This window comes from Streptomyces flaveus (genome assembly GCF_014647675.1).
In the GTDB taxonomy this organism is placed as follows: Bacteria; Actinomycetota; Actinomycetes; order Streptomycetales; family Streptomycetaceae; genus Streptomyces; species Streptomyces flaveus.
This window is the reverse complement of the sequence record NZ_BMPQ01000009.1, coordinates 1-22,412: the sequence shown is the minus strand read 5'-3', so window position 1 is coordinate 22,412 and position 22,412 is coordinate 1. Positions and strand designations below refer to the sequence as shown.

The 22,412-nt window shown below is 68.2% G+C and carries 18 protein-coding genes and 1 pseudogene; 9 read left to right on the top strand and 10 right to left on the bottom strand.

Going from position 1 to position 22,412, the window contains the following annotated elements:
• The first annotated feature begins 70 nt into the window (after positions 1-70).
• Both IEZ21_RS19620 and IEZ21_RS19615 read left to right on the top strand, forming a co-directional pair.
• Positions 71-1,927, top strand: a complete 1,857-nt coding sequence (locus IEZ21_RS19620; RefSeq protein ID WP_189323220.1) for a rhamnogalacturonan lyase — start codon at positions 71-73, stop codon at positions 1,925-1,927.
• A gap of 171 nt (positions 1,928-2,098) precedes the next feature.
• On the top strand, positions 2,099-2,713 hold the full coding sequence (locus IEZ21_RS19615) for a dihydrofolate reductase family protein (protein WP_189323219.1): 615 nt from the start codon (positions 2,099-2,101) through the stop codon (positions 2,711-2,713).
• 72 nt (positions 2,714-2,785) lie between these two features.
• Here IEZ21_RS19615 and IEZ21_RS19610 read toward each other — a convergent pair whose 3' ends face one another.
• A complete protein-coding gene (locus tag IEZ21_RS19610; RefSeq protein ID WP_189323458.1) occupies positions 2,786-5,086 on the bottom strand; it encodes a beta propeller repeat protein in 2,301 nt (766 codons plus the stop codon).
• Between the two features lie 158 nt (positions 5,087-5,244).
• Positions 5,245-8,157 carry a glycoside hydrolase family 48 protein gene (locus tag IEZ21_RS19605; RefSeq protein ID WP_189323218.1) on the bottom strand — a complete coding sequence of 971 codons (2,913 nt, stop codon included), beginning with the start codon at positions 8,155-8,157 and terminating at the stop codon, positions 5,245-5,247.
• A gap of 277 nt (positions 8,158-8,434) precedes the next feature.
• Here IEZ21_RS19605 and IEZ21_RS19600 point away from each other — a divergent pair, with 277 nt between their 5' ends.
• The 3 genes and pseudogenes from IEZ21_RS19600 to IEZ21_RS19590 all read left to right on the top strand — a co-directional run bounded on the left by IEZ21_RS19600 (position 8,435) and on the right by IEZ21_RS19590 (position 12,869).
• Complete coding sequence (locus tag IEZ21_RS19600) at positions 8,435-9,898, top strand: cellulase family glycosylhydrolase (protein ID WP_189323217.1); 1,464 nt, start codon at positions 8,435-8,437, stop codon at positions 9,896-9,898.
• 13 nt (positions 9,899-9,911) lie between these two features.
• Complete coding sequence (locus IEZ21_RS19595) at positions 9,912-11,618, top strand: glycoside hydrolase family 6 protein (protein WP_189323216.1); 1,707 nt, start codon at positions 9,912-9,914, stop codon at positions 11,616-11,618.
• 247 nt (positions 11,619-11,865) lie between these two features.
• A pseudogene (locus IEZ21_RS19590) lies at positions 11,866-12,869 on the top strand (IS5 family transposase).
• Between the two features lie 19 nt (positions 12,870-12,888).
• Here the strand turns inward: IEZ21_RS19590 and IEZ21_RS19585 are convergent.
• From IEZ21_RS19585 to IEZ21_RS19575, 3 genes are all read right to left on the bottom strand, one after another.
• Entirely contained in the window at positions 12,889-13,674 is a 786-nt protein-coding gene (locus IEZ21_RS19585) for an alpha/beta fold hydrolase (protein WP_189323215.1), read from the bottom strand.
• Positions 13,675-13,818: 144 nt separating this feature from the next.
• Complete coding sequence (locus tag IEZ21_RS19580; RefSeq protein WP_189323214.1) at positions 13,819-14,589, bottom strand: transposase; 771 nt, start codon at positions 14,587-14,589, stop codon at positions 13,819-13,821.
• Positions 14,590-14,629: 40 nt separating this feature from the next.
• Positions 14,630-14,890 carry a hypothetical protein gene (locus IEZ21_RS19575; RefSeq protein ID WP_246567927.1) on the bottom strand — a complete coding sequence of 87 codons (261 nt, stop codon included), beginning with the start codon at positions 14,888-14,890 and terminating at the stop codon, positions 14,630-14,632.
• Positions 14,891-15,000: 110 nt separating this feature from the next.
• Between IEZ21_RS19575 and IEZ21_RS19570 the strand changes: the two genes are divergently transcribed.
• Positions 15,001-15,615 (top strand): TetR/AcrR family transcriptional regulator, encoded by a 615-nt coding sequence (locus IEZ21_RS19570; RefSeq protein ID WP_189323212.1) that lies wholly within the window; start codon positions 15,001-15,003, stop codon positions 15,613-15,615.
• Positions 15,616-16,094: 479 nt separating this feature from the next.
• Positions 16,095-16,958, top strand: coding sequence for a class I SAM-dependent methyltransferase (locus tag IEZ21_RS19565; RefSeq protein WP_189323211.1), 864 nt, complete (start codon positions 16,095-16,097; stop codon positions 16,956-16,958).
• A gap of 10 nt (positions 16,959-16,968) precedes the next feature.
• Here IEZ21_RS19565 and IEZ21_RS48445 read toward each other — a convergent pair whose 3' ends face one another.
• Positions 16,969-17,091, bottom strand: coding sequence for a hypothetical protein (locus tag IEZ21_RS48445; RefSeq protein WP_281399453.1), 123 nt, complete (start codon positions 17,089-17,091; stop codon positions 16,969-16,971).
• 317 nt (positions 17,092-17,408) lie between these two features.
• Here IEZ21_RS48445 and IEZ21_RS19560 point away from each other — a divergent pair, with 317 nt between their 5' ends.
• Positions 17,409-18,110 carry an SDR family oxidoreductase gene (locus IEZ21_RS19560; protein ID WP_189323210.1) on the top strand — a complete coding sequence of 234 codons (702 nt, stop codon included), beginning with the start codon at positions 17,409-17,411 and terminating at the stop codon, positions 18,108-18,110.
• Between the two features lie 56 nt (positions 18,111-18,166).
• Here the strand turns inward: IEZ21_RS19560 and IEZ21_RS19555 are convergent, their stop codons facing one another.
• From IEZ21_RS19555 to IEZ21_RS19540, 4 genes are all read right to left on the bottom strand, one after another.
• A complete protein-coding gene (locus tag IEZ21_RS19555; protein WP_189323209.1) occupies positions 18,167-18,856 on the bottom strand; it encodes a glycoside hydrolase family 75 protein in 690 nt (229 codons plus the stop codon).
• Positions 18,857-19,060: 204 nt separating this feature from the next.
• Positions 19,061-19,846, bottom strand: coding sequence for an aldo/keto reductase (locus tag IEZ21_RS19550; RefSeq protein ID WP_189323457.1), 786 nt, complete (start codon positions 19,844-19,846; stop codon positions 19,061-19,063).
• Positions 19,847-20,364: 518 nt separating this feature from the next.
• Complete coding sequence (locus tag IEZ21_RS47680; RefSeq protein ID WP_246567925.1) at positions 20,365-20,748, bottom strand: hypothetical protein; 384 nt, start codon at positions 20,746-20,748, stop codon at positions 20,365-20,367.
• Positions 20,749-20,832: 84 nt separating this feature from the next.
• Entirely contained in the window at positions 20,833-21,438 is a 606-nt protein-coding gene (locus tag IEZ21_RS19540) for a hypothetical protein (RefSeq protein ID WP_189323208.1), read from the bottom strand.
• A 72-nt stretch (positions 21,439-21,510) separates the two neighbouring features.
• Between IEZ21_RS19540 and IEZ21_RS19535 the strand changes: the two genes are divergently transcribed.
• The gene (locus IEZ21_RS19535; RefSeq protein WP_246567923.1) at positions 21,511-22,143 is read left to right on the top strand and encodes a DUF2461 family protein; all 633 of its coding nucleotides are present in this window, start codon (positions 21,511-21,513) and stop codon (positions 22,141-22,143) included.
• The last annotated feature ends 269 nt before the right edge of the window (positions 22,144-22,412 follow it).

The following is a 22,412-nucleotide window of genomic DNA, read 5'->3' as shown; positions in this document are numbered from 1 at the left end:
CAACTCCCGTACCCCCGGCGGCGACTGAGGAAGTGGAACTCCTCTGCCCCCACCCAGGAGGTACGTCACCGTGCGGTACCCGCATCGCAGACGCAAGAAGCTCCGCCTGTTGCTCGCCACCGTCGTCACCGGGACCCTGGCCGCCACCGGGGTCACCGCGTTCAACGTGAGTTCGGCCGAGGCCGCGGTCGCCCGGCAGGTCGAGGGACTCGACCGGGGCGTCGTCAGCGTCCACACCGGGAGCGGCAACCTGGTCAGCTGGCGCTGGCTGGGCACCGACCCGGGCAACGTGTCGTTCAACGTCTACCGGGGCGGTACGAAGGTCAACTCGACGCCGATCACCGGCTCCACCAACTACTTCCACTCCGGCGCCCCCAACTCCGCCGACTACACGGTCCGCGCGATCGTGGACGGAGTGGAGCAGGGCGACTCCGTGCACGCCATCCAGTTCCGCAGCGGATACAAGGACGTACCGATCACGCCCCCGGCAGGCGGTGACGGCTACACCTACGAGGCCAACGACGCCTCCGTCGGCGACCTCGACGGCGACGGCGCCCTCGACTTCGTACTGAAGTGGCAGCCGACCAACGCCAAGGACAACTCGCAGTCCGGCGTCACCGGCAACACCATCGTCGACGGCATCAAGATGGACGGCACCCGCCTGTGGCGCATCGACCTGGGCCGCAACATCCGCTCGGGCGCGCACTACACGCAGTTCCAGGTGTACGACTACGACGGCGACGGCAAGGCCGAGGTCGCCATGAAGACCGCGGACGGCACACGGGACGGCACCGGCGCGGTGATCGGCAGCGCGTCCGCCGACCACCGCAACTCCGGTGGGTACGTGCTGTCCGGGCCAGAGTTCCTGACCATGTTCAACGGGCAGACCGGCAAGGCGATGCAGACGGTCGACTACGTTCCGGCGCGCGGCAACGTCGCCTCGTGGGGCGACTCGTACGGCAACCGCGTCGACCGCTTCCTCGCAGGCACGGCCTACCTGGACGGCGAGCGGCCCTCGCTGATCATGGCCCGCGGCTACTACACGCGCTCGGTGATCGCGGCCTGGGACTGGCGGAACGGCCAGTTCACGCGCCGCTGGACCTTCGACACCAACTCCTCGACCAACACCGGCAAGGGCTACGACGGGCAGGGCAACCACAGCCTGTCCATCGCGGACGTGGACGCCGACGGCAAGGACGAGATCGTGTACGGCGCGATGACCGTGGACGACAACGGGCACGGCCTGTGGACGACCAAGCTCGGCCACGGGGACGCCGGTCATGTCGGCGATCTCAACCCGTCCCGCTCGGGACTCGAGTACTTCAAGGTGTCCGAGGACAGCTCCAAGCCCGGTTCCTGGATGGCCGACGCGCGCACCGGACAGATCCTGTGGCAGACCGCCTCCGGCTCCGACAACGGCCGCGGCGTCTCCGCCGACATCCACGCGGGCTCGGCAGGCGCCGAGTCCTGGTCCGCCGCCGACACCACACTCCGCTCGGCCGGCGGAGCCTCGCTCGGCCGCGAGCCGTCCAGCATCAACTTCGTGAACTGGTGGGACGGCGACACCACCCGCGAACTCCTCGACGGCACCCGCATCGACAAGTACGGCACGAGCGGTGACACCCGTCTGCTGACCGGCGCCTCCGTCGCGTCCAACAACGGCACCAAGGCGACCCCGGCGCTCTCCGGCGACATCCTCGGCGACTGGCGCGAGGAGGTCGTCTGGCGCACCGCGGACAACACGGCCCTGAGGATCTACTCGACCCCGCACGAGACCAGCACGAAGATCACCACCCTGCTCCACGACCCGATGTACCGCGTCGCGCTGGCCTGGCAGAACACCGCCTACAACCAGCCACCGCACCCCAGCTTCCACATCGGCAGCGGTATGGCGACGGCTCCCCGCCCGACCGTCTACGCACCCTGACGGTCCGGCGCACCTGAGGTACCGGAGGGGTCCCGCGTCCGTCGCGGGGCCCCTTCCGTATTGCCGGGATTTCCACCACGTCGTACTGGCACGCTGAGCACCGATGAGTTCACCCGGCTCCCACGGTCTACAGAGACAACTTCACCAAGCAGCTCTTCGGAAGGAATCACCATGAGGAAGATCACCGCAGGCCTGTTCATCTCGCTCGACGGCGTCGTGGAGGCTCCCGACCAGTGGCACTTCCCGTACTTCGACGACGACATGGGGGCCGCCGTCGGCTCGCTGTTCGACGGGGTCGACACCATCCTGTTCGGTCGCAAGACCTACGACAGCTTCGCGGGGGCGTGGCCCGAGCGTGAGGCGGAAGGCGGGGAGGACGCCGGCTTCGCCAAGATCCTCGGCGACACACGCAAGATCGTGGCCTCGCACCAGAAGCTCGAGTTCACCTGGCGGAACTCCGAACAGCTCCAGGGCGACCTCATCGAGACCGTCACCGCGCTGAAGAACGAGCCGGGCGGGGTCATCTCCCTGAGCGGCTCGATCTCCGTCGTCCGCCAACTGCTGGCCGCCGGCCTCCTGGACGAGCTGCACCTGCTGGTCCACCCGATCGCCGTACGCCACGGAATGCGGCTCTTCGACGAGGCCGAGACCACGATCCCGCTGCGCCTGCTCTCCTCGAAGACCTTCGGGTCCGGCGTACTGCACCTCGTTTACACCCGGGCCGAGTCCACCGGCGACGCCGGATACGAGGAGGCCAAGGCTCACCTGTCCCAGCCCGGGCAGTAAGAGACCACCGGCTCACGGCCCGGCCCGCGCACACCGCGCAGGCCAGGCCGGGCCGGGTCATCTACGCGGCCACTATCCCGCCGTGTCCCCGTAAACGACCCCGCGCCCGTTCGTCGACACGTACACCCGCCCGTACACCCGCGGATCCCCGGTGATGGCCGCACCCGTCCAACCCCACTGATGCGCATCGTCGTTGATGCGCGTCCAGGTCGCACCCTGGTCCGTGGAGCGGAAGATGCCGCGTACGCCGTCGATCTTGGCGCTGGTGTAGAGCGTCTGGTACGAGGCGCCGGGCGCGGCCTTGCCGAAGCCGATCGTGTCGGCCTCCTCGACCCCCGACAGCTTGGTGAAGCTCACGCCGCCGTCCGTCGAGTGCCACAGCCCGTACGCGCCGTCGCTCGCACCGCCCGCCAGCCAGATGTCGCCCTTCGTGCCGGGCAGCGCCTTGAAGCGCACGCTGTCCCCGCTCGGCAGACCGGTCGCGGCCGACGCCGTGAAGGTGGCGCCACCGTCCGAACTGACATAGAACTTCCCGGACTTGAAGCCGTAGAAGGTCTTCGGATCGACCCGGTCGGACTCCACGATCGCGCCCGCCGGAATCCCGCTCGACGCGGACCACGACGAGCCGAACCCGGTCGCGTAGTGCACGCCCGCACCCTCCGGACTCCACACGAAACGGCTGCCGTCGGAGGCCGCGGCGACCGTGCCGCCGCCCGAGACACCCGAAGGATCCGTCCCCGCGAACCAGTTGGCGCCGTTGTCGGTGGAGAAGGCGATATGCGGACCCGCGTCGAGATTCCCGGCCCGCACCACGGTCCCGGGATTCGTCTCGGCGAAGTCGAGGCTCGTGGTCGTGGTGAAGTTCGGTGAAGTGAACATCATCGAGGGCACTTTGGTGAGGTCCGTGTGCCTGAAGCCGCCGATGTCACCGAGTGCGCTGAAGAGCTGCGCCCCGCCGGACGGGGGAGCGGCGAGGTCGTTGACGGCCGTCTCCTCCAGGCCCTGCACCATCGGCTTGATGGTGAACTGGCCGCCGCTGTCCCACTTGCCGAGGTCCTCGGTGCCGTAGATCGTGGCGCCCGTCCCGTACATCATCCGGTCCGGGTCGAACGGGTCGATCTCCAACGCCTCGGTCATCCAGCCGAGTTTGGGGCTCTGCTCGGGCTGTGAGGGGTTGGCGCCCCAGGTCAGCCAGGGCGAGGAGGAGACGTCCATGGTGTAGCGGTTCGAGCGGGTGGGATACGAGGTGTAGTCCCAGGCCTTCGTCCAGGTGCCGCCGCTGTCCGTGGAGCGGAAGATCTGGGTGTCCGGCCACCAGGAGCTGTAGGCGGTCGCCATCACCGTGCCCGGGTTCTGCCGGTCCACGGTCAGCCCGCTGAAGCCGTAGTACGTGTCGGCCTCGGCCACCGGGCTGATGTCCGTCCAGGTCCCGGACTCGGTCGCGTACCGCCACAGCTGTCCCTTGCCGCCGTCGTACGGGCCGCCCTTGTCGCTGTACGCGAGATAGAGGTGGCCGTTCTCGGCGTCAAGGACGCCCTTGTGGGCGAGGTATCCGGTGGGCTGGCCGGGCAGTCGGGACCAGGTGGCGCCCGCGTCGGTCGAGCGGTAGACCGCGTTCTCCTTGTCGGCGACGCCGACATAGATCGTCTGCGTGGCGTTCGTACCGCTGCCCGTCGACTCGTCGAAGGTGACCCAGACGATGCCCTGGTTGTCGGAGGCGTAGCCGCTGGTGTCGCTCGGATCCTGCACGTAATTACCGACGTTGGGGAAGTTCGTCACCTGCGACCAGGAGGCGCCCGAGTCCGTGGACCGCCACAGGCCCTTGCCGCTCGGGGCGCCCAGATACAGCACGCTGTTCTTGTGCGGGTCCACGGCGAGCCGCTCGCCCATGCCGCGTCCGGGCATGTTGCCGCCCAGCTTGAACGGCAGATCTGCCTTCTGCCAGCTCGCGCCCCGGTCGGCGGACCTGAGCACGGCACCGTTCTTCGGGTCCCAGCTGTTCGTGTACGTGCCGACGGCCGCGTACACCCGGTCAGGGTCGACCGAGTCCGAGGCGAGGCTGACGACGCCGGTGTGGCCCCAGTCGTCCCAGCCGACGGAGTCGAGCAGCGGGGTCCAGGTCTTCGTCGACTCCTGCCAGCGGTAGGCGCCGCCGATGTCGGTGCGGGCGTATGCGAGGTTCTGCTCACTCCGGTTGAAGACGATGCCCGGCACGAAGCCACCGCCGTCGATCCGGGCGTTCTTCCAGGTGTACGGGTCGGCGGCGACGCTCACCGGCCTCTCGACCGGCGGGGCCGCCATCGCGGACGGACTGCCCGCGAGGAGACCGGCCGCGAGCGCGAGTACGGCCGTGAGAACGCGGCCCCTTCTGATGGTTCTTCCGGTTCTTCGCACGGTGGGGGTCCTCTCCTGGAGCGGGGGAATGGGGGGAGGAGGAAGTGCGCAGTGGAGCCGGGCGGACCCCCCAGGAGGAGGGGGCCCGCCCGGCCGTGGGCCCCGTCGGTAGGGCCCTGTACACGGAGCGACGGGGGCTATTCGAGGAGCTCCGCGTACGAGCCCATGGCGAGCGCTATGTCCGCCTGGGCCCAGAACCGGTGGTACGTGAACGTGGGCGCGGCGCCGCCCGCGAGATAGCTCTCGATCTTCGACCACGCCGGGTCGTCCTGGTAGAAGGAGCGGATGGAGTCGAAGGTGGACGAGGAGTTGATCGCGTCACCGTTCGGCATCGTGCCGGTCCAGCCGCTGGGGATGTACACGGCGTCGTCGAAGCGGTTGTAGTCGGCGCGGGTCTCCGGGACAGCGATGCCCAGCGCGTCCTGGTTGTTCGTCCACATGCCGTCGAGCAGTGCCTTGGCGGTCGACGCGGCCTCGGTGTCCCCGGACTTGTCGGCGTAGTACGTCAGGGTCTTGGCGTACGCGGCGGCCACACCGACATCGTTCGTGTAGTCGGCGACGGTGACGTGAAGTCCGCTGTTGGAACCGGGACTTGACGCGTTCCAGGTGTCGGGCGCACCCGACCACTGGAGCGTGTTGGGGATGCGGAAGCTGCCGTCCGGGTTGATCGTGGTCTTGGACAGCGCCCAGTCGACCCACTTGTCGAGCACGACCTTGGCGTCCGCGTCACCCGTCTGCTGGTAGTACTCGGCGACCCGCTCCATGGACCACGCCTGGAAGCCGAACCACTGGTTGGACGGCGGGTCGTGGTACACCGGCTTCTCGTCGTAGTACATGCCGTAGAAGGTGGGCGTGCCGGCCGGCGGGGTCGCGTAGTGACCCTTCCAGCTGTTGGTGGCACCGCCCGCGATGGCGCCCTCGTTCGACTGCAGCCAGCGGTAGAACTCCAGCTGCCGGTCGAGCGACTTGGCCCAATCCGCTTGCCCTGTTGCCGACTTGGGCTTCAGATCGGCGTACGAGCTGAGCGCGTACGCGGCCAGCGGGTTCTGGTAGCCGCCGTGGGCGTGGCTGGAGCCGATGCGCCAGGACCAGCCCGCCGAGGTGTCGGTGGCGCCGCCCCAGGCGTAGTACCAGTTCAGCAGATAGTGCGAGGCGTCCTTGCCGGTGCCGGGTGCACACGTCGACGGGCCCACGCAGTTGCCGATTTTCTTGAAGTACTTGTCGTACATGGCGTAGCGCAGATAGTCGCCCATCTTCGCGGCCTTGCCGAGCGTCGCCGAGACCTCGGAGCCCTTGCCCTGCTCCTCGGCCCAGACATCGGCCCAGTACGCGGCCTGCACGGCACGCGCGTCGGCGTCCGGCGCGTTGGTGAACTTCCACTGCTTGGCATAGGAGGCGTCACCGGTGAACAGGTCCAAGTACCCGTTCTTTCCGCCGTACTTGAAGGCGTCACAGGTCGGCTGTGGCACCGTCTCCCACACCGACTCCTGCGAGCCGCGCTGGAAGGTGTTGATGTACGAAGGGCCGGTGTCGCTCGGGCCCGCCTCGCACTTGCCGGGCGAGTTGCCGTAGCCGTAGACGTTGTCGACGTCCTGCAGCCAGTGCATGCCGTAGATGTCGTCCGTGCCGTACGCGCTCTTCAGCTCCGAGGCGATCGGGTCCTGGCCGACCGAGACGCCGGAGTCGAGCTTCGCCGGGTACTCGTTCGGGGTGTCCAGCTCGGGCGCGTAGGTGGCGGGCTTGGAGGCGTTGTAGAAGGAGGTCGTCGGCTGGTCCGCCTTCGTGGGGATCATGAACTTCTCCATGGTCTCCCACGCGGCGTTGAACCTGGTCCAGTCGCCGGTGACCTTGCCGTACATGGCCTGGAGCCAGATCAGATAGCTGTACGCCTCCGACGTCGTCTCATGGCCGTGGTCAGGCGCCTCGACGATCAGCGTCTCGACCGAGTGGTACGGGATGCCCTCGGGGGAGAAGTAGCCGTTCGCCGGGTCGGTGATCTTGCCGTAGAGCTCCAGGAAGCGCTCGTCGTACGCCTTGGTCGCGGCGAGCTGGGTGGCGGTGACCGTGGCCTTGGCGTGCCCGGTGGCCGTCGACTCGAAAGTCGCCGAGCCGGTACCGGAGTCGCCGGCCGTGATGGTCACCTTCTGGGCCGTGTTCCAGTTCGACGGCGTGAAGGTGAGCGACGAGCCGCCCGTGACCGACAGGCCCGTATTGCCATCCGTACGGGCGGTGGAGACCGTGACGTTCGCGCTCGGCTGCGTCGACAGCTTCACGTCGAACGTGCCCGTCTTGCCCTGCTGGACGCCGAGTTGGGCAGGCGAGGCCACCACGGCGGGACCCGAGGCGACCGTGATGCCGACCGGGGTGGAGTCCGCCGAGGCACCCAGACTGTCGTACGCCTTCGCCACCAGCGAATGGCTGCCCACGGCCAGGCTGTTGACCGAGAGCGTGTACGGCGACGTGGTGTCCGTACCGAGCAGCTTCGTGTCGTCGTAGAACTCGACCTTGCTGATCGTCGCGTCATCGGCCGCCGCGGCGGTGGCGGCCAGCGGGACCGCGTCGCCCTGTGTGTAGACGGCGCCCGCGGCGGGGCTGGTCAGCACGGTGATCGGCGGCTGGTGTGCGCCGGCGCACGTGGTGCCGTTCACGGCGAAGTTGGTCGGTGCGGCGTTGGTCCCGCTGTACGTGAACTGCGCGCCGGTGGTGACGGCGGCTCCGGAGGCGATCTTCGCGTTGAAGGAGGCGCTCTTCACGGTGATGGTCTTGCCGGACTGCGACCAGGTGCCGCTCCACCCGTTGCCGAGCTTCTGGTTGCCGGCGTAGTCGTACGTCAGCGTCCAGTCGTCGATGGCTTCGGAGCCGCGGTTGGTGAGGGTCAGCTCCGCGGTGAAACCGGATCCCCAGTCGTTGGTCTTGTAGTCGACATTGCACTCAACTGCCGCCGCCTGTGCGGGAGTCGATCCTGTCGCCAGTGTGGTGAGGGGGAGTGCGAGGGCCGCCGTGACAGCGGTCCACAACCGCCGCGCACGGCGTCTCTTTCTGCCTGCCATGTCTCTGGTTCCTCTCCTTGCGGCTCGGAGATGGGGGGAGGAGCAACAAGCCTTGAACCAGTGGGAGCGCTCCCATCTTGGGGAGGGGGATGTCAAGGGTCAAGGTGCTTGAAGAGTCGAAAAGATTCGATAGGGACATCTGTAGGAAACATGTCAACTCCTTGGTTACTCCTCTGTTCTTTGCCATCACTTGGCGCTACCTTCGTCCGCACCAGTGGGAGCGATTCCATCAGTCGATGCGTCCGTGACGGCGTGTCAGAGCTGTGAGGAGTCGCTCATGCGACACCCCCCGCGTTTACCTCTTTTAGTGGCCGGTGCGGCACTCGCCCTTGCGGCGAGCGCCATCGCACCGGTCGGCACGGCTTCCGCAGCGGCGCCCGCGTGCACGGTGGAGTACTCCGTCACCAGCCAGTGGGACGCCGGCTTCCAGGGCGCCGTGAAAATCACCAACAACACCGCCGAGCTGAGCAGTTGGAGCCTCTCCTTCGACCTGGCCGGCGAACAGAAGGTCAGCCAGGGCTGGAACGCCAAGTGGTCCCAGTCCGGGAGGACCGTCACCGCGGCCAACGAGAACTGGAACGGAGCGCTGAGCTCGGGAGCGAGCATCAGCGCCGGGTTCCTGGCCTCGGGGTCGGGGAGCACCGCCGCGCCCCTGTCCTTCAAACTCAACGGGACCACGTGCAACGTGGACGCCGAGGTCCCGCCCGATCCGCCCGCTCCCACGGACGGCCCGCCCGTCCTGAAGGTCTCCGGCAACAAGCTCGTCGACGAGAGCGGCGCCACCCGGCGACTGCTCGGCGTCAACCGCTCCGGCGGCGAGTTCGCGTGCGTACAGGGGTACGGCATCTGGGACGGACCGGTGGACGACGCCTCGGTCAAGGCGATCGCCGACTGGAACGTCAACACGGTCCGCATTCCGCTGAACGAGGAGTGCTGGCTGGGCCTGTCCAACATCAAGCCCGAGTACGCCGACGCCAACTACATCGCCGCCGTCAAGGACCTGGTGACCAAGGTCAAGGCGCACGGCATGACGCCGATGCTCGAACTGCACTGGTCCCACGGCCAGTACACGGGCAACTCGGCGGGCTGCGCCGACGTGCACGCCAGCTGCCAGAAGCCGATGCCCAACATGCAGTACACGCCGTCCTTCTGGGCCTCGGTCGCCAGCACCTTCAAGGAAGACCCGACCGTCGTCTTCGACCTGTTCAACGAGCCCTACCCGGACCGCGCGACGTCCACCGCCGAACAGGCGTGGACCTGCTGGCGGGACGGCGGCACCTGCCCCGGCATCGGTTACGAGGTCGCCGGGATGCAGGACCTGATCGACACGATCCGCGAGACCGGCGCCACCAACGTGATCCTGGCGGGCGGGCTCGCGTACTCGAACGACCTGAGCCAGTGGCTGACGTACAAGCCGAGTGATCCGGCGGGCAATCTCGCCGCGGCCTGGCACGTCTACAACTTCAACACCTGCTCCAACGAGAGCTGCTGGGACTCCACGCTCGGCCCGGTCGCCGCCCAAGTGCCGCTCGTGGCGGGCGAGATCGGCGAGAACACCTGCGCGCACTCCTTCATCGACCGCGTCATGGCGTGGTTCGACGAGCGCGAGCAGTCGTACCTCGGCTGGACCTGGAACACCTGGAACTGCAACACCGGTCCGGCCCTGATCTCCAACTACGACGGCACACCGACGTCGTTCGGCATCGGGTTGCGCGATCGCCTGCGCTCCCTCGACGGATAGGAACCCGCACATCATGAGCCGTACCAGAACCGTACTGCTGGCAGCGTTAGCGCTGCTCGTCGGAGGAACGGGCACCGCTGTCGCGGCGATGCCCCCGGACGCCGGTCCGGCCGCCGTCCCCTGCACCGTCGACTACAAGGTGCAGAACCAGTGGGACTCCGGCTTCACCGCCGCGGTCACGGTCACCAACCACACGGCTGCCAAGTCGAGTTGGGCCGTGAAGTGGTCGTACGCCGGAAACCAGAAGATCACCAGCGGCTGGAACGCCAACCTCAGCCAGAGCGGCAACGCGGTCACCGCCGCCAACGAGAGCTACAACGGGACGCTGTCGACGGGCAGTTCGATCAGCTTCGGCTTCAACGCCTCGTACAGCGGCACCAACGCGATGCCCGCCACCTTCACGCTCGACGGCGTGACCTGCAACGTCGACGGTGGCGGCGGTCCCACCGATCCGCCCGACCCGACGGGCCCCAAGGTCGACAACCCGTACTCGGGCGCCAAGGTGTACGTGAACCCGGAGTGGTCCGCGAAGGCCGCCGCCGAAACCGGCGGCAGCCGCATCGCCAACCAGCCCACCGGTGTGTGGCTGGACCGGACCGCGGCCATCAACGGTGTGAACGGCGGCATGGGGCTGCGCGACCACCTCGACGAGGCGCTGGAACAGAAGGGCTCGGACGAACTGGTCGTCCAGCTCGTCATCTACAACCTGCCGGGGCGTGACTGCGCGGCGCTGGCGTCGAATGGCGAACTCGGTCCGACGGAGATCGACAAGTACAAGACCGAGTACATCGACCCGATCGCCGCGATCCTCGCCGATCCGAAGTACGCGGACCTGCGCATCGTCACCACGGTCGAGATCGACTCGCTGCCCAACCTCGTCACCAACACCGGCAGCCGTCCCACGGCCACGCCCGAGTGCGACGTGATGAAGGCCAACGGCAACTACGTCAAGGGCGTCGGCTACGCACTCAACAAGCTCGGCGACACGGAGAACGTCTACAACTACGTGGACGCCGGACACCACGGCTGGATCGGCTGGGACGACAACTTCGGCCCGTCGGCGGATCTGTTCAAGCAGGCGGCAACCGCCGAGGGCGCCACGGTGAACGACGTCCACGGCTTCATCACCAACACCGCCAACTACAGCGCGCTGAAGGAAGACCACTTCACGATCAACGACAACGTGGCCGGCAAGTCGGTCCGTGAGTCGAAGTGGGTCGACTGGAACCGCTACGTCGACGAGCAGTCCTTCGCCCAGGCCTTCCGCGACAAGCTGGTCTCCGTCGGCTTCAACTCGGACATCGGCATGCTGATCGACACGTCCCGCAACGGCTGGGGCGGCGCTTCCCGGCCCACCGGGCCTGGCGCGACGACCAGTGTGGACACCTACGTCGACGGCGGCCGTTACGACCGTCGCCTCAACACCGGCAACTGGTGCAACCAGTCCGGCGCCGGCCTCGGCGAGCGCCCGCAGGCCGCGCCTGCCTCCGGCATCGACGCGTACGTGTGGATGAAGCCGCCGGGTGAGTCCGACGGGGCCAGCAAGGAGATCCCGAACGACGAGGGCAAGGGCTTCGACCGGATGTGCGACCCGACGTACGAGGGCAACCCTCGTAACAACTTCAACATGTCGGGTGCGCTGCCGGACGCTCCGCTGTCGGGGCACTGGTTCTCGGCGCAGTTCCAGGAGCTGATGAAGAACGCGTACCCCGCGCTGTAGCTACCGCTGGTTGAGCAGTTTGACGCTGCGGGTGCGTTGTGGTTGCTCGCGCCGTTCCCCGCGCCCCTGGGTTCGTTGGGGTGCGGGGTCGCGGGCCGGTGCGTCAGCCCGTCGCAGGGCGGGCATACGACCCTGGCCTGGTACAAGGTCCTGGTTCTCCGAGACCGAAGCTAGGACGTGTATCGAGTCGTGATCAATCTGCGGGATTCGCCCTCGGAGCGGGGCCTGGACCGGTAGACGTTCTTGCGTGACGCGAGTGCAACTGACGGACGAGGAATGGAAGTTCATCGAGCCGTACCTGCCGATCGGCGAGTACGGCCCGTATCCCGAGCAACTGCGGCAGCAGTTCGAGGGGGTGATCTGGCGGTTCAGGACCGGCGGACAGTGGCGGGAGATGCCACAGGAGTTCGGCGCCTGGTCAACCGTCCACAACCGCTTCCGGCAGTGGCGCGACGGCGGCATCTTCGAGGCCCTGCTGGAGGGCCTGACCGCGGAAGCCGCGAAGCGGGGTGCGGTGGATCTGTCCCTGGTCAGCATCGACTCCACGACCGCGCGCGCTCACCACGACGCAGCCGGGATGCACTTGGCCCAGGACGTCCTCACCGTCCTGGAGAAGGCTGCCGCCGAGGCGGAAAAGGCCAAGTCAAAAGGGGCAGCCTCGAAGAACAAGACGGACAGGACACCGACACCGACCCTGAGCGCGAAGAGCGGCGACGCATCCGGCGCCGACGAAAACTCCGGCTGAAGGCCGCTCTGCTGGGACGTTCCAGAGGCGGGCAGACCAGCAAGGTCCACCTCGCCGCCGACCGCAAGTGCCGCCCGCTGGCGTTCGTGCTGACAGCGGGCCAGGCGGCGGTCAGCCCGCAGTTCATCCCCGTCCTCAAGAAGTTACGGGTCCGCGGCCCCGTCGGGCGCCCCCGCACCCGGCCGGACGCGGTCGCCGCCGACAAGGCTTACTCCTCCCGCGGCAACCGGACCCACCTGCGCAGACGCGGCATCAAGGCAGTGATCCCGGAGAAGAAGGACCAGGCCGTCAACCGGAGGAAGAAGGGCTCCGGGGGAGGCCGGCCCGTCAGCCACGACGCCGACCTCTACAAGGAGAGGAACACCGTCGAGCGCCTGATCAACAAGCTCAAGGCCTGGCGAGGCATCGCCACCCGATATGACAAGACCCCAGACAGCTACCTTGCCGGCCTCCACCTGCGCGCCTCGATGGTCTGGATCAAAGACCTCACCCGGACCACCCACTGATCACGACTCAATACGCGCCCTAACGGGCGAGGAATGGACCCAGTACCGCGCTGAGTTCGGCGGGCGCGTCCATTGCGATGAGGTGGGCGGCGGTGGCGAACTCGACCAGGGCGGCGTCGGGGATCTCAGTGGCGTAGCGGCGGGCGATGTCTTGGAAGTCGGTGACGTCGAGTTTGCCGACGCCCACCAGTGTGGGGACGGAGATGGCGGCGAGGTCGCCGGTCGCGGGACCTTGGGAGTGTTGGCCCACGGTGGCCTGGTTCGCCAGCGATGTCCGCAGGGGGCTGCGGAGTTGGCCGGCCAGTCCGTCGGCCACGTCATCCCAGCTGCGAGCGGGTCCGCGTAGCCACATGTCCAGGTTGATACGTACGGCGGCGTCCAGGTCGCCCGCGTCCAGAGCCGCCGTCTCGGCCTCGTCGTACGCGATCATGTCCGCGGACCAGTGGTATCGCGGCCAGGGCGCGGCGAGCATCGCCAGTGAGTGCACCCGGTCCGGGTGGGTGAGCGTGAAGTCCAGGGCCACGCGGCCACCCCAGGACGCGCCCACGAGCCGGACACGTTCGTGGCCGAGGTGGTCCAGGAGACGACGCAGGTCGTCGGTCTCGCGGAACGGGCCGGTCGGGGGTGCGGACTCGCCGAAGCCGCGCAGGTCGTACCGGATCACGGTGTGCCGTTCTGCGAGAGAGGGCACGACCGCGTCCCACATGCGGTGATCGGCAACACCGGCGTGCACGAGAACGACGGGCGAGCCGTCACCGGCTATGTCGTAGGAAAGGTGTCCGAGGTCATCGTCGAGCATGAGCATGTGCGGATGATCGCAGGACCACAGCATATGGGCCAACCAGGCGCGTATCGACTTGATCAGCCTGTGGGATCGGCCCTAAGGGACGTCCCGCAATTCATCTCGCGTTACGGTGCTTCGCTGATAGTGACCTCGTGGTTTGCCGGGTTATCCGGCAAGAGCAAGGTTGTGCAGGCGGGCGATGCCCAGCATGGTGTGGTGCGCACCGTCGCCTTTCAAGCGGCAGTCGCGGAGGATCTTCCAGGTCTTCATGCGGGCGAAGACGTGCTCGACGCGGGCGCGGACGTTCTTGTGTGAACGATTGTGCTCCTCCTTCCAAGGGGGCAGCTCTTCGTCCTTGCGCTTGCGGCGATGGGGAATGACCAACCCGGTGCCGCGGTAGCCGCCGTCGGCGATCGTGGTGGTCTTTCCGATCGCTGCTTTGGCACCGGACTCCTCCCACGCCTTGCAGTCGTTGCGGTTGCCCGCGACGGGCTGGCCGACCGCGACGACCAGACAGGTGTCCGCGTCGATGACGACTTGGTGGTTGGTGGAGTACCGGTAGTTCTTGGACTGCTCGGTGACCGTGTGGTCACGCGTGGGCACCAGGGTGCCGTCCACGATCAGCACCGTGTCCCGCCGGTCCCGGCGCCGGTGCTGCAGCGCCAGGCGCGGACCGATGTCGTCGATGATTCGATCCGCGGCGGACTTCGATACACCGAACAGCGGCGCCAGCTGCCGCAGGGTCAAGTTCGTGCGCCAGTACGCCGCTGCTAGCAGCGCCCGGTCCTCCAGCGGCAGGCTCCACGGCCGGCCCCGCCGCACAGCATCAGCGCCCTCGCGCCGCAGCGAGGTCACCAGCTTGCCGAACAGCCGCGGGCTCAGCCCGGTGAACGGGGCTATCCAAGACGGCTCCGACGCCGTGATCACACCAGCCACACCCGGAGCATCCCAGCTCGCCAGTTGGCCTGCGGACTTCTCACGGGTGGCGGTCCGCCCGCCTCCTCGCGTAGTGACGGCGCGCCGCCATTCCCAGCAGGGCCAAACCAGCGAAGCCGACCAGGAGCGTTGCCCACTCAGGCATATGGGCTGCCCGCAGGAGGCCAGCGACGCCAAAGCTTGTATCCCACCCGGCCTCCGTGATGGCGGAGCCGAAGCCCTGGATGACGAGGATGGCACCGAACAGCCACAGCAGCCCCTGACCTGAGCTGCTGTCCGTCCTCTGGAGCTGTTTCGCCATGACGAGCTTTCCCTCCCGGTGTCCGCGCATCGTTCCGATGCGATCGCATCACATCGTGCAGTGAATCCGGATACGATGCAAGTGCATCAGAACGCGGGAAGGAGCAAACCGTGCCCAGGCAGGTCGACTACGAGAACCGACGCCGACGGATCGCCGAGGCGGTCTGCACCCTGATCGCGCGCTCCGGCATGGAGGCCGTCAGCCTCCGCGACGTCGCGGCCCAGGCCAATGTGTCCATGGGCGCTGTCCAGCGGTGCTTCCGCACCAAGCAGGACATGCTGCTCTTCGCGCTGGAGCACATCTCCCGACACGTCAGCGAACGCGCCAACCAGCGCATCGCTGCCACATCCACCCCCCAGGCCGCGTCGACCCTGCTGTCCCACACCCTGGCCGAACTCGCCCTGCTGGATGAGGAATCGAGGACACAGGCTCACGTCTGGCTGGCCTTTATCACGCATGCCCCTGCCAGCGAGAAACTGGCCGCCGTCCTGCACGACACCTATGCCAAGCTCCACGGCCTCATCGCGTGGCTCATCCGCTACGGCCAGGACACCCAGGAAATCCTCCAGCGCCTTGACCCCGATCGCGAAGCACACACGCTCCTCGCCCTGGCCGACGGCCTCACGGTCCACGTCCTGGCAGGCCACCACTCCCCGGCCACGGCGCTGGCCACCCTCCAACGCCACATCGACCACCTGCTGGAAAACGCATCCGACCGCGGCTGACGCCTCCAGCCCAACACATCGGCATCGCACCAGCCCCAGGCGTGCAGCCCGCTCAGAGCAGATCAGCAGTTACGGGACATCCCTTAGTGGGAGAGGTTGATCCTCACCCGGACCACTCAATGATCACGACTCAATACGCGCCCTAAGCGACGGACATACGACGCACCGGCCCACGACCCCTCCCGCCGGAGGGAAGCTGCGGGTCGTCGGGGGCACGGGCTTGCCCGGGGCGCCGGGGTCTTCGGGGTGCGGGGAGCCGCAGGCTTTTGCTTTTAGGGGCGCGGGGAACTGCGCGACCAGCCACGACGCACCCGCAGCCGCGACACGCAGTGTCATCCACCACCCCCTGGCGAGGGTCCGGGGCGCAGCCCCGGGGCCAGTTCATGTACAAGTTCGGCTTGCTGTTTCGGCAACGCGAGTAGCCGTTTCGGGGATTCGCGGAGCACTCTGGACGCAAGCCGAATGAGAGGTCATGAACCATGGCGCATCAGCACGATCACACGCAGATCGACTTCGCCGAGTGGCTGCCCATGCTGGAGCAGGAAGCGGAGCTGTTCGCTCCGGTGTACCGGCAAGCGGCGGGGTGGTTGCGGGAGTGGAAGCCCGAGCCGGAGCTGATCGCGGACGTGGGCAGTGGGCCCGGTGTCATCTCCTGCCTCCTCGCGGACGCGTTCCCGCAGGCGCGGGTCGTCGCCGTGGACGGGTCCGCGCCCCTTCTGGAAGCCGCCCGCTCCCGCGCCGCCGAGCACGGGATCGCCGACCGGTTCAGCACTCTGGAGGCCGAACTGGCCGACGGAATCAGCAACTTGGAGTATCCCGCCGACCTCGTCTGGTCCAGCAGGACCCTGCATCACGTCGGCGACCAGCGCGCCGCCCTCACCGAATTCGCCCGCCGTCTCGCACCCGGCGGCGCCCTCGCCCTCCTCGAAGGCGGCCTTCCCTCGCGCTACCTGCCGCGCGACATCGGTATCGGCCGCCCGGGCCTGCAGTCCCGTATCGACGCGGTGCAGGAGGAGTGGTTCGCCAAGATGCGGGCCGAGTTGCCCGGTGCAGTGGAGGAGACCGAGGACTGGCCCGCCCTCCTGACCGCCGCCGGCCTGCGCCACACCGCGACCCGCACCTTCCTCCTCGACCTGCCCGCCCCCGTCTCCGACGAGGTCCGAGCCTTTGTGGCCACCACCCTCACCCACCGCCGGGAGGGCCTGGCCGACGGTCTCGACGCCGACGACCTCGCGACCCTCGACCGGCTCCTCGACCCTGACGACAAGGCGAGCGTCCACCACCGCCCGGACGTCTTCGTCCTGGCGGCCCAGACGGTGTACGTCGGGGTGAAGCCCGCGTAACCCTGCCCGGTCAGCAGGCGCCCGGCCGCGCGTACACCGTGACCCGGGCGCCCCGCACCTCGCGCGTGCGGCACTCCTCGAAGTACGCGGCCAGGACGTCCCGCTTCACCGCTTCCTGCGCGATCGCGTCCACCGGTTGTCGCCCGCGTCCGTCCCGGCGGGGGACGGGCCGGTCCTCGCGGTCGGATTCACGTTGGACAGCGGGGAATTGAGGGTCGCCACACCTCATCTGCCCATGGCGGGACTACCCGTTGGAACCGGGACGGGCCGCCGCGGCCGCGTGCGCTCGGGCGGACGGTGGCGCGACCGAGGAGGAGTGGCGTACGTATCTGCCCGGTGTGTCCTACCGGCGGACGTGCTGACGAAGGCGTCTGCCGGAATGTGTTGACATCGAGAGCACTCCAAGTGATGGACTTCGGGCCATTCGTGACACAAGGCTTGGGGGGACACATGACTGACTCACCAGTGGCGCTGATCACCGGCGGCGGCAGCGGGATCGGCGCGGCGGCGGCACGGCAGCTGCTCGACGCCGGGCACCGGGTGACGGTGACGGGGCGCGGGGCGGAGCGTTTGCGAGGGTTCGCTGACCAACTCGGCAACCCCGAGGGCTTGTTGACCATCACCGGGGACGCGGCCGACTACGACCACGTCCAGGCGGCCGTCGAGGCGACGGCGAAGGAGTTCGGACGGCTCGACACCGTTGTCGCCAACGCCGGCTTCGCCACGCACGACTCCGTCGCCGAGGGTGATCCGGCCGGATGGCGGGACATGGTGCTGACCAATGTGCTCGGCCCCGCGCTGCTCATCCGGGCGTCGATCGACCAACTGAAGGAGACACGGGGGCGGATCGTGCTCGTGGGCAGCGTCGCCGGGTTCGTCCACGGGCCCGGCAACATCTACGGGGCGACCAAGTGGGCCGTGACCGGGCTCGCCGAGAACACCCGGCGGCAGGTGACCGAGTACGGCGTGGGCGTGACGCTCATCGCGCCCGGCCGGGTGGAAACGCCGTTCTGGGACGACTACGGGAGCCTGCCGCCCGGACATCTGCTCACCTCCGACCAGATCGCGGAGTCGATCGTCTGGGCGATCCGGCAGCCGAGCGGTGTGGATGTGAACACCGTGGTCGTGCGGCCGATCGGCCAGCCGGTCTGAGCCACGGCGGCCCGGCTCGGCACCGCCGCGGTGCCGAGCCCGAGCCTGCCGCCTGCTCAGTTGTCCCGGAGGAACCGCTTCGCCAGCGACTCGCCCAGGGACACCGCCGCGCTGTGGCTCTCGATGGGGGAGACGCGGGAGTTCGTGAACAGGATGTAGGTCACGCCCGAGGCGGCGCCCCCGGTGGAGGGCTCCGGGTCGATGCCGAGGGCCTCGGCAGTGGCGTACGAGGCCTCGCCGATGATGTTCCTGGGACCGGTGTCGCCGACGACGGCGTACTGGACCTGGTCGTCGTGGATGACGGCGACCACGCTGCCGCCCTTGATGCCGGCGTCCGCGTAGTTCCAGATGTCGCTGGGGCCGGGCACGACGACGTACGGCAGTGTCTCGGAGTTCAGCGGGCTGCCGTCGGACTGGGGGAAGGCCGTGCCGGGGTGGAACCACGGGTCGGTGTCGCGGTTGCACCGGGCGGTGACCTGACCGTCGCAGGTGATGTCCATGTCGGCCTTCCAGAACACCGCGCCCTCCTTGCCGCAGACGGGGACGGAGGGCGAGGCCTCCTCGTCGGTGCGGTACAGGCCGTCCGAGATCCGTGAGCAGGACGCCACCTCGGCCAGCAGGTCGGTCGCACCGACCGTGCCCTCCCGCGCCCTGATGGGGCTGCCGGTCGCGCCGGCAGGGAGCGCCCCGGCGGCGAGCAGCGCGGCTCCGGCGGCAACGGCGAGGGTCTGCGTTCGCATACGCACTGTGGGGCCCTTCTGTCCGGGAAGTCGCTTCCGGACGACCCTGACCGACCCTGAACCACGTGGCGAGGAAGCCGCGCCCGGCCTTAGGCCGCACGGCGGAACGTTACTTGTCGAGTACGTGGCGTACGGCCCGACTCAGGCCGGAAGCCGCCGCCCAAGTGCGATGCATCGGGCGGCGGCTTCCAACGGGCCAGGGATATGCGGTCAGTTGACGGTTGCCGGGTCCAGGCCGATGCGGCGGTCCTCGTTGAGGGCGCTGATCGCGGCGATGTCCTCGGTGTCGAGGGAGAAGTCGAAGACCTCGATGTTCTCCTTGATCCGGGACGGGGTCACGGACTTGGGGATCACCACGTTGCCGAGCTGGATGTGCCAGCGCAGGACGATCTGCGCGGGCGTACGGCCGTGCTTCTGGGCGATGGCCACGATCGCCGGGACCTCCAGGAGGCCCTTGCCCTGGCCGAGCGGCGACCAGGCCTCGGTGGCGATGCCCTGCTCCGCGTGGTACTCACGCGAGGCGAGCTGCTGCAGGTGCGGGTGCAGCTCGATCTGGTTGACGGCCGGGATGACGGACGTCGCCTCGATCAGCCGGTCCAGGTGCTCCGGAAAGAAGTTGGAGACGCCGATCGACTTGACGCGGCCGTCGGCCAGCAGCTTCTCGAACGCCTTGTACGTGTCCACGTACTTGTCCTTGGCCGGCATCGGCCAGTGGATCAGATACAGATCCACGTAGTCGAGGCCGAGTTTGGCCAGGGACGTGTCGAAGGCGCGCAGCGTCGAGTCGTAACCCTGGTCGTTGTTCCAGAGCTTGGTGGTGACGAAGAGGTCCTCACGGGCGATGCCGGAGGCGCCCAGAGCCTTGCCCGTGCCCTTCTCGTTGCCGTAGACGGCGGCGGTGTCGACGCTGCGGTACCCGGCCTCCAGAGCGGTGGTGACCGCCTGCTCCGCCTCGTCGTCCGGGATCTGCCAGACACCGAAACCCAGCTGCGGCATCTCGACGCCGTTGTTCAGGATGATCGGGGGGACCTTGCTCACGAGCTCTCGATCCTTCAGTCGTCGGTTGGTATCCCATCATCAACGATCACAGGCCGTCAGTCATTCCTGTCACATCTCGTGTGACGTGAACTACGCCCTGTCTGCCTCTGATCTTGCGCGGTGCTCTGCCCTTCAGGGTGCAGGTGAAGCGCTGTGGGGTCTCAGATTCCGCTTCACGGTCTCAGAGTTGACTGCATATCAGCACCACTTGTGCAGCGACGCTGAGACTTTGCGGGGTATCGCCCGGGTTGGGGGTACGTCATGGACGATTCGGCTGTCACGGTCAGCGTCCGTCGGCGCGACGGCGCGGTGGCCGAGGACCTCTCGTGGATCACTGTGTCGGTGGGGCTTCTGGAGTCGGCTGCTCCGTGGCGGACGTTTCATTGGTACAAGGGCAGAAGCACTTTTCCGGCACGCACTGGTCGGCGACGACACAGGAACACGTGATCTACGAGTCGCGCCTGGAGTTCACGCGGCTACTGTTCGCCGACTTTGAGCCCTCGGTACACAGCATCGTGGCCCAGCCGCTCCTGCTGCCGTACACGCCGCGTCATGACGATTGCGGGAATACCGAGCGCCAGCAGCACCGGGATCGCGGCGGCGATCCCGAACCAGAGGAAGATCGCGAGATAGCCGTAGACGGCGTTGTCCACGTCCGCGTCTGCCTTCACCAGGAAGACGATGCTGGCCACGAACGCGACCACCATGAGAACCGCGACGGCGATCGCGAGCCAGAGCAGGACGCCGGCCCAACGCCGGTACCCGGCACTGACCTCCTGGAACCGTGGCGGCCCGTACCCGCCGGGCGGACCGGGCAAGGGCCCTGGCGCCGGGCGTTGGGCCGGCCACTGATCAGACATGAGGCCCAGTTCTACGGTGCGCGGCCCCAGAACACCAACTTCCGCCGCCACAGCACGCACCGCGCCGGAGCGTCGTCCCTCGGGTCACTCCTTCACCGAGTCCCACGCGCCGGCGTTGAAGCTGCGCAGGAGGGCGATCAGCGCGGCCCCGAGCCGCCAGTCCACACCGGGTGCGTGTACGTGCAGTTTGTCGCCCTTGGACCTGAACTCCAGCGGGACCTGCCCGTTCGCGCGCCACCGGATGCGCCGGGGTGCGCGTGCGATGCCGCCCTCGTTGCCAGGGACGCTGTCGAAGACGCTGATCACGAGGACCACCGTCATCAGGGGCAGCAGGAGCCACCACATCCACCACCATACGATCCTCCCCTTGAAGCCGACCGCTTCGGAGCCGCCGGGCTGGTGCACGGTCCAGCGGGTGCGCAGGCCCCTGCCGCGGAGCGCCTTCTCGCGCATGAGCGTGCCGATGACCTCGCCGTGCGCGCCGAGCACCTGGAACCTCGCGACGCCGCCGGCCGACAGGGTCACCACGGTGGCCACCCGCTCCCGGCGTTGATCGTCGGCCCACAGGGCGAAGGAACGGGCCCCGCCGCCCCGGGCCGCAAGGTACGCGGACGTGCCTCCCGGCGGCAGTTCGCGCTCCACGTACACGGCCGACGGCGCCGGCCCCGCCCCGTCGGAGAAGCTGACCATGCCCGCCACCTTCGCCTGACCCTGCCCGTCTCACTCTCCGCGCGCGGATCATCGGTGAGCTATCCTCCGCGCATGCGCGGACAGTTCACCGGCTGGCCGGAGCAGGCCATGGACGTGTTGTGGCAGCTCCAGGGCGAACCGACCCACGCGACCCGCGAGCGCTACCGCGCGGACCGCGAACGCCTGGTCCGGCAGCCGATGATCGCCCTGCTCAACGAGGTCGCGGACGCCGACCCCCGGTACGAGGACTTCTCCGTCTGGCACTACCGCACCGACTCCTGGTGGTGGCAGCACCAGGGCGCGGTGATCCGGCTCGGCCGCAAGATCGAGATCGGTCTTCGGTTCTCCCTGGACGGCCTGCGGATCCAGGGCGCCTGGTGGTACCCCGATCCCGGCCAGGTGGACACGTTCCGCAAAGCCGTGGCCTCCGAGAGGAGCGGCCGCGAACTGTCCGCCATCGTCGAGGACGTACGGAAGAAGGGCTACGACATCTCCGGGGACGTGATGAAACGCTCCCCGCGCGGCTATCCGACGGACCACTCCCGTACGAACCTGCTGCGCCACCGTTCGCTGATCGCCGCCCGTCCCCTCGGCTGCGAGGAGTGGCTGCACACCCCTGAGGCGGTCGACCGGGTCCTCTCGGCCGCCGCCGACCTGGACGCCCTGCTGATGTGGCTGGTCCGCCACGTGAAGCGCGCCGCCTGACATCACGAGGGCGCCGCGCGGCACGGGAGCAACCACACCCGTGCCGCCAGCCCCCGCGCTCAGAAAGTGATGTGCGCCGTCCATCGCCCGACAACCGTCCGGCACCTCGGCAAGGGGGACGGCACGGTCGAAGACCGGCCCCGGACTGAGGCAGCACGCCGTTTGGGCATTGCCCGCGCCCAGCTCGGGGTGTCGGGCCGGCGGTCAGCCGCGCACGTGCAGCCGGAAACCTGTGCTGCCCGCAGGCTCCAGTCCCTCCTTCAGGTGCA